Genomic DNA, 6,457 nt, shown 5'->3' on the forward strand with positions numbered 1-6,457 from the left:
GCCACTTTGCCATCAGCTGGGATCGAGAGCGCCCATCAGCCGCGCTATTTTCGCCAAGGTCTCATCGTACTCCGCCTGCTCCTGGGAGTCGGCGACCAGTCCGCCGCCGCCCCAGACGTGCAGCGAGTCGGCCTCCGCGACGACGGTACGGATGGCGATCGACGTGTCCATGTGCCCGCGACGATCGACGTAGCCGAGACTGCCGCAGTAGACGCTGCGTTGACTGGGCTCGAGCTCGTCGATGATCTGCATGGCGCGGCGTTTGGGGGCACCGGTAATGGAGCCGCCGGGAAACGCTGCCGCGAGCAGATCGAGTGCATCCACTCCCGCCTCTAGCGTGCCATGGACCACGCTGACGAGGTGATGCACGTTGGCGTAGCTCTCCAGGCCGCAGAGTGCGGGTACCGCGACGCTCCCCGGTCGGCAGACGCGGCCGAGGTCGTTACGCAGCAGGTCGACGATCATCACGTTCTCGGCCCGATCCTTGAGGCTCGTGAGCAGCTCGTCGGCAAGCCGATCGTCCTCAGTCGTCGTCTTGCCGCGTGGCCGGGTTCCCTTGATGGGCCGCGTCTCCACCCGACCGTCGGCAACGCGTACGAAACGCTCCGGAGAAAGAGAGAGGATGGCACCCGTTTCATCGGCGAAGTAGCCGGCGTAGGGGGTTGGCGTCGCTTCCCTGAGTCGTCGGTACGCTTGCCACAGATCGCCCCGGTAGCCAGCCGTGAAGCGCTGGGAGAGATTGATCTGATAGCAGTCGCCGGCGTGGATGTAGGCCTGCACGCGCTGAAATTTCGCGCCATAAGCCTCGCGATCCATGTCGGGGGTAAACGGTGAGGTGAGAGAAAACGCGTTTTCCCGCTCGGTCGGGGTGGGGGAGTCGAGCCAGGAGAGCACGTTGATACGTCGCTCGGCGCTCGCGATGAGGTAGCTGCATTCGGCGTCGTGATCCTGGATGAGTGCCCAGTCGTAGACGCCGACACGAAGCGAGGGGAGTGCCGGGCCGGGCCGCGGCTCCGATTCGCCGCGGCGATGGCTTTGCGACAGGGTGTAACTCCACTGGCCCAGCAGGCCGCCGAGAAAGGGCAGTTCCCGATAGCGCTCGGCGAGGGCGCTGTCGAGTCGCGGCAGGTCTTCAGCGATCGCGCGCGCCAGCAGCTGGCGCTGTGCCGCAAAGGGGCAATCCGGCAGCTCCGACTGGGCCGGCGCGCAGTGCAGGGTGTTGTCGAATCGGGTCAATGTGGAGATCGGGTCGCTCGAGAGAATGTCGAAGCGCCCCCCCGGCGCCCGCGGCCGGCCGCTATCGAGCAGAATGGCGCCCGGTCGTTGACGCAGTGCCGAGAAGTAGTGAGCGGGGTCCGGAAAGTAGGGGATCGTCACCACGTCCAGGCAGGGTTGGGAGTCGGCCATGTCACTCGTTCTCGTCGCAAAAATCAGCAACAGCCATTGTCCCCGACTGTCGACCCGACATCGAGGCGTGAACGCGGGAAGATGCACGTTGTGCCATCGCGGAAGAACGGGCGATGCCGCTTTTATTGTCGACAATCAATGAGATGCCGGTTGGTCATCGATTTTCAGCGCGTCGACCAAAGTTGGATCGGTCAGCGTTCGTCGCGCTTGGCGTACGCCGTCAAACACCCTTAGTATGGTGACATGCCTACTATTGTTAACAATCTATGATCGATCCTGCCGTGACACCTCTAGACAACGATACCGATTTGCCGGCAGTGAGGACGCTCGCCGAGCGCGTTTTCCATCAGCTGCAGCGCGCCATCGTGCGCGGGGAGCTGCCGCCGGGGACGCGGATCACCGAGCCCGAACTCTCGACGCGCTACGGCATCTCCCGCGGCCCGTTGCGGGAAGCCATGCGCCGTCTCGAAACGTATCGACTGATCGAGCGGGTGCCGCATGTCGGCGCGCGGGTCGTAAAACTGTCGATGGATGAACTGCTCGAACTCTTCGACGTTCGCGAGGCGCTCGAGAGCATGGCGGCACGCCTGGCAGCGAGTGCCATGACCGTCGAAGAGATCGCCGGACTGCGCGAGGTCCTGGCGGTTCACGAGCGGCAGAACGATCTCGACAGCGGCGAAGCCTATTATCAGCGAGAGGGCGATCTCGATTTCCACTACCGCATCGTGCAGGGCAGCCATAACCGGATGCTCATGACGATCCTGTGCGACGACCTCTATTACCTGGTGCGCCTCTATCGCACGCAATTCAGCGCCAGCGGCGCCCGTCCTCATCGCGCATTCGTCGAACACCATCGCATCGTGGATGCCATCGAGGCCGGTGATGCGGAGCTCGCGGAGCTGCTCATGCGTCGGCACGTCAGCGCCTCCCGGGAGAACGTGGCCGCGAGCTATGCGTTGGCACTCGACGGCGAGCTGCCTGGTGTGCAGGACGCAGCGCCGACGGCTGACGCAAGAGCGCCGGTTTCGGGTGAGTCCGGCGAGATCAACGATCGAGATTCGAGGAGTCCCCAATGATTTCGACGACCCCCGGCGCGCGTTTTCGCGCTGCCCTCGAGGCGTGCCAGCCGCTGCCCATCGTCGGCACCATCAATGCCTATACGGCGTTGATGGCCGAGCAGGTCGGCCACCGGGCGATCTATCTTTCCGGCGGTGGCGTCGCCAATGCCTCTTTCGGCCTGCCCGACCTCGGCTTGACCACGCTCAACGATGTGGTCGAAGACGCTCGACGTATTACCGGGGCCTCTTCGGTGCCGCTGCTGGTCGACATCGATACCGGGTGGGGCGGGGCGCTCAATATCGCGCGCACCATCCAAGAGATGGAGCGGGCCGGCGTGGCGGCGGTTCATCTGGAAGACCAGGTGGCGCAGAAGCGCTGCGGGCATCGGCCCAACAAGGCAATCGTGTCGCAGGCGGAGATGGTCGATCGCATCAAGGCGGCGGTCGATGCACGGCACGACGAAGACTTCTTTCTAATCGCGCGTACCGACGCGTTTCAAAAAGAGGGGCTCGATGCGGCCGTGGCGCGGGCGAATGCCTGTATCGAGGCGGGCGCCGATGCCGTCTTTGCCGAGGCGGTGCACACGCTCGACGACTATCGAGCCTTCTGCGAAGGCATCGATGCGCCGATTCTCGCCAACATCACCGAGTACGGGGCGACGCCGCTGTTCACCCAGGCAGAGCTTGCGGCAGTCGGTTGCCGAATGGTGCTCTATCCGCTGTCGGCCTTTCGCGCGATGAATGCGGCGGCGCTCAACGTCTATCGCGACATTCAGACCAAAGGACACCAGCGCGACGTGGTGGAGACGATGCAGACTCGCGACGAGCTTTACGCGTTTCTCGGCTACCACGACTACGAGCGCAAGCTCGACGCGCTTTTTGCCGCGGACAAGACATGAGTTCGCGTCGCCGCGGGTGAAGGGAGTGCGCGTTCCCCGGATCGCTCGATGCACTCGGCTTTCGTCGTCGATGGCACTCACAGACAGGAGGCTTCATGACCGATATCCCGAAGAGTACGGGGCTGCGTGGCCAGAGCGCCGGTTCGACCGCGCTGTGTACCGTTGGCAAGAGTGGCTCGGGTCTAACCTATCGCGGCTACGACATTCAGACCCTGGCGGACGAGGCGCGCTTCGAGGAGGTCGCCTATCTACTGCTGCGCGGCGAACTTCCCGATCGTCAAACGCTGGATGCCTACGTGTCGCAGCTGATCGGTCTGCGTGAACTGCCGGATGCCTTGAAGAAGGTGCTGGAGCGAATACCGAGTGATGCGCATCCGATGGACGTGTTGCGAACCGGGACGGCGATGCTGGGTACGCTCGAGACCGAGCAGCGCCAGGAAGAGCAGCAGCGCCATGCCGACAGACTGCTGGCGGTGATGCCGTCGATCCTCAACTACTGGTACCGCTACTCCCATTTCGGCGAGCGAATCGAGACGCAGACGGATGATCGATCGGTCGGTGGGCACTTTCTCCATTTACTGCACGGCAAGCCGGCGTCCGAGCTGCATGCCAATGTCATGAACGTCTCGCTGATCCTGTATGCGGAACACGAGTTCAACGCCTCGACGTTCACCGCCCGAGTGTGTGCCTCGACGCTCTCCGACCTGCACAGCTGCGTGACCGGCGCGATCGGCTCGCTGCGCGGACCACTGCACGGCGGTGCCAACGAAGCGGCGATGGAGATGATCAGTCGCTGGTCGACCCCTGACGAAGCGGAGCGCCAGCTACTCGCGATGCTCGAGCGCAAAGAGAAGGTCATGGGGTTCGGACACGCCATCTATCGCGAGTCCGATCCGCGCAGCGCGATCATTCAGCGCTGGGCGGAAACCTTGTCGCAGGACGTCGGCGACCGTCATCTCTTCGCCGTGTCCCGGCGCGTCGACGAAGTCATGCGTCGCGAGAAAGGGCTGTTCCCCAACGCCGATTTCTATCACGCCGGTGCCTATCACTTCATGGGCATTCCGACCAAGCTCTTCACGCCGATTTTCGTCTGCTCGCGCCTGACGGGGTGGTGCGCACACGTCTTCGAGCAGCGAGCCAATAACCGCATCATCCGACCGAGCGCCGATTACGTCGGACCCGAGCACCGTGACTGGGTCCCTCTCGAACGGCGCTGAGTGGCCGTCGGCAGAACGACGCTTCACCGAACGCCCGCTATCTCAACTCATCACTGCCAAGGACGTGCCATGAGTGCCAATGTCGATCTCAATCATCGCCCCGACTACGACCCCGAACTCCAGGCGATCGCCGATTACGTGCTGGAGTATCGGATAGACAGCGAAGAGGCACTGGAGACTGCCAGGCACTGCTTGATGGACACGCTGGGCTGCGGGCTATTGGCCTTACGCTTTCCGGAGTGCACCAAGCTGCTCGGACCGCTCGTCGAGGGTACCGTGGTGCCCAACGGCGCTCGGGTGCCGGGGACCGGGCTTACGCTCGACCCCGTCAAGGCAGCCTGGGATATCGGCTGTATCGTTCGTTGGCTGGATTACAACGACACCTGGCTGGCGGCGGAGTGGGGGCATCCGTCGGACAACCTCGGCGGCATCCTCGCGGTCGCCGATCATCGTTCCCGGCGGCGTCTTTCTCGGGGACAGGTGCTGCTGACGATGCGGGACGTGCTCGAAGCGATGGTGATGGCGCACGAAATTCAGGGGGTCCTGGCACTGGAGAACTCGTTCAACCGAGTCGGGCTGGATCACGTCCTCCTGGTCAAGGTGGCGTCGACCGCCGTGGTCGCCAAGCTCATGGGCGCCGACCGCGAGCAGGTGCTGTCCGCGCTGTCGCATGCCTTTGTCGATGGTCAAAGTCTGCGAACCTACCGGCATGCGCCAAATGCCGGCTCGCGCAAGAGCTGGGCCGCGGGGGATGCCTCGTCACGTGCGGTGCGCTTGGCCGACATGGCGATGCGCGGAGAAATGGGCGTGCCGAGCGCGCTCACGGCCTCGCAGTGGGGGTTCTACGACGTCTCGTTCAGCAAGACGAATCGAGATCAACGGATCAAGCCCCCGGAAGAGCGTCGTTTTCGGCTACCGCGCTCCTATGGCACTCACGTCATGGAGAACGTGCTATTCAAGATCAGCTTCCCCGCCGAATTTCATGCGCAGACTGCCGCCGAAGCCGCCGTGACGCTTTATCCTGAGGTCAAGAACCGCCTCGATGAGATCGAGCGGATTGAAGTGACCACGCACGAATCGGCAATTCGCATCATCTCCAAGCAAGGTGAACTCACCAATCCGGCGGATCGGGATCACTGCCTTCAATACATGATTGCAGTGCCGCTGGCGTTCGGGAAACTGACGGCCGAGCACTACGAAGACGCCTTTCATGAGGCGCACCCGATCATCGATGCACTCCGAACCAAGATGGAAGTAGTCGAGGAGCCTCGCTATACCCGGGATTACCTGGAAGCGGACAAGCGCTCAATCGCCAATGCCATTCAGATCTTCTTCCGAGACGGTACTCAGACGGACCGTGTAGAGGTGGAGTACCCCATCGGGCATCGGCGTCGCCGGGAAGAGGGGATACCGTTGCTCAAAGAGAAGTTTCGTCACAACTTGGCGACGCGCTTCCCGGCCGGTCGCTGCCGCCATATCTTCTCGCTCTGTGAAGATCGCGCGGCACTCGAAGCGATGCCGGTATCGGATTTCATGGACCTCTGGGTAACTCAGTAAGCCCATGGCGGGCCGCACGGCCCATGGGTCCGAATAGAGCGAGAAGGATCGACGTTTTTTTGATTTAAGGGGTTGTCAGATAGGGAGTAGGAGCGTAAAGTACGCATCCGCTGACGCCGAGACAGGTTTTCGGGGTTGGCGTGAAGTAAGCCAAGCGGTTGATTAGATTGAAGAAATCGGTTGACGTTTGGCGGTGAGAAGCGCAAAATGCTCGCCAGCTTCACAGGGATCGGCACTGACGCATTCGGGTTTATTGCTTCAGTCGCTCCGGCAAGATTCGACAAGAAAGACGTTGACATCTTCACCAGGATCCTTAAAA

Annotated in this window: 5 protein-coding genes; 4 read left to right on the forward strand and 1 reads right to left on the reverse strand. The window is 62.6% G+C overall.

Features of this window, described 5'->3' with window-relative positions; genetic code table 11:
- Nucleotides 1-12: 12 nt before the first annotated feature.
- The gene (pabB, locus tag DOM33_RS10235) at nucleotides 13-1,407 is read right to left on the reverse strand and encodes an aminodeoxychorismate synthase component I (RefSeq protein WP_110668583.1); all 1,395 of its coding nucleotides are present in this window, start codon (nucleotides 1,405-1,407) and stop codon (nucleotides 13-15) included.
- Nucleotides 1,408-1,688: 281 nt separating this feature from the next.
- On the opposite strand from pabB, the gene DOM33_RS10240 reads away from it, so the two are divergent.
- The 4 genes from DOM33_RS10240 to DOM33_RS10255 all read left to right on the forward strand — a co-directional run bounded on the left by DOM33_RS10240 (nucleotide 1,689) and on the right by DOM33_RS10255 (nucleotide 6,138).
- Complete coding sequence (locus DOM33_RS10240; RefSeq protein ID WP_239495319.1) at nucleotides 1,689-2,483, forward strand: GntR family transcriptional regulator; 795 nt, start codon at nucleotides 1,689-1,691, stop codon at nucleotides 2,481-2,483.
- Nucleotides 2,480-3,364, forward strand: coding sequence for a methylisocitrate lyase (gene prpB, locus DOM33_RS10245; RefSeq protein WP_110668585.1), 885 nt, complete (start codon nucleotides 2,480-2,482; stop codon nucleotides 3,362-3,364). Before DOM33_RS10240 ends, prpB begins: the two co-directional genes overlap by 4 nt.
- 95 nt (nucleotides 3,365-3,459) lie before the next feature.
- Nucleotides 3,460-4,581: a bifunctional 2-methylcitrate synthase/citrate synthase gene (prpC, locus tag DOM33_RS10250; RefSeq protein ID WP_110668587.1), complete on the forward strand. Its 1,122-nt coding sequence runs from the start codon at nucleotides 3,460-3,462 to the stop codon at nucleotides 4,579-4,581.
- Nucleotides 4,582-4,650: 69 nt separating this feature from the next.
- Nucleotides 4,651-6,138: a bifunctional 2-methylcitrate dehydratase/aconitate hydratase gene (locus DOM33_RS10255; protein ID WP_110668589.1), complete on the forward strand. Its 1,488-nt coding sequence runs from the start codon at nucleotides 4,651-4,653 to the stop codon at nucleotides 6,136-6,138.
- Nucleotides 6,139-6,457 lie beyond the last annotated feature (319 nt).

The sequence above is a fragment of the Salinicola halophilus genome (genome assembly GCF_003206155.1).
Classification (GTDB): Bacteria; Pseudomonadota; Gammaproteobacteria; order Pseudomonadales; family Halomonadaceae; genus Salinicola; species Salinicola halophilus.

What these genes read in the sequence shown, in the direction of transcription:
- pabB (WP_110668583.1), bottom strand. Translation starts at nt 1,407, where the DNA reads ATGGCCGACTCCCAACCCTGCCTGGACGTGGTGACGATCCCCTACTTT.
- prpB (WP_110668585.1), top strand. Translation starts at nt 2,480, where the DNA reads ATGATTTCGACGACCCCCGGCGCGCGTTTTCGCGCTGCCCTCGAGGCG.
- prpC (WP_110668587.1), top strand. Translation starts at nt 3,460, where the DNA reads ATGACCGATATCCCGAAGAGTACGGGGCTGCGTGGCCAGAGCGCCGGT.
- DOM33_RS10255 (WP_110668589.1), top strand. Translation starts at nt 4,651, where the DNA reads ATGAGTGCCAATGTCGATCTCAATCATCGCCCCGACTACGACCCCGAA.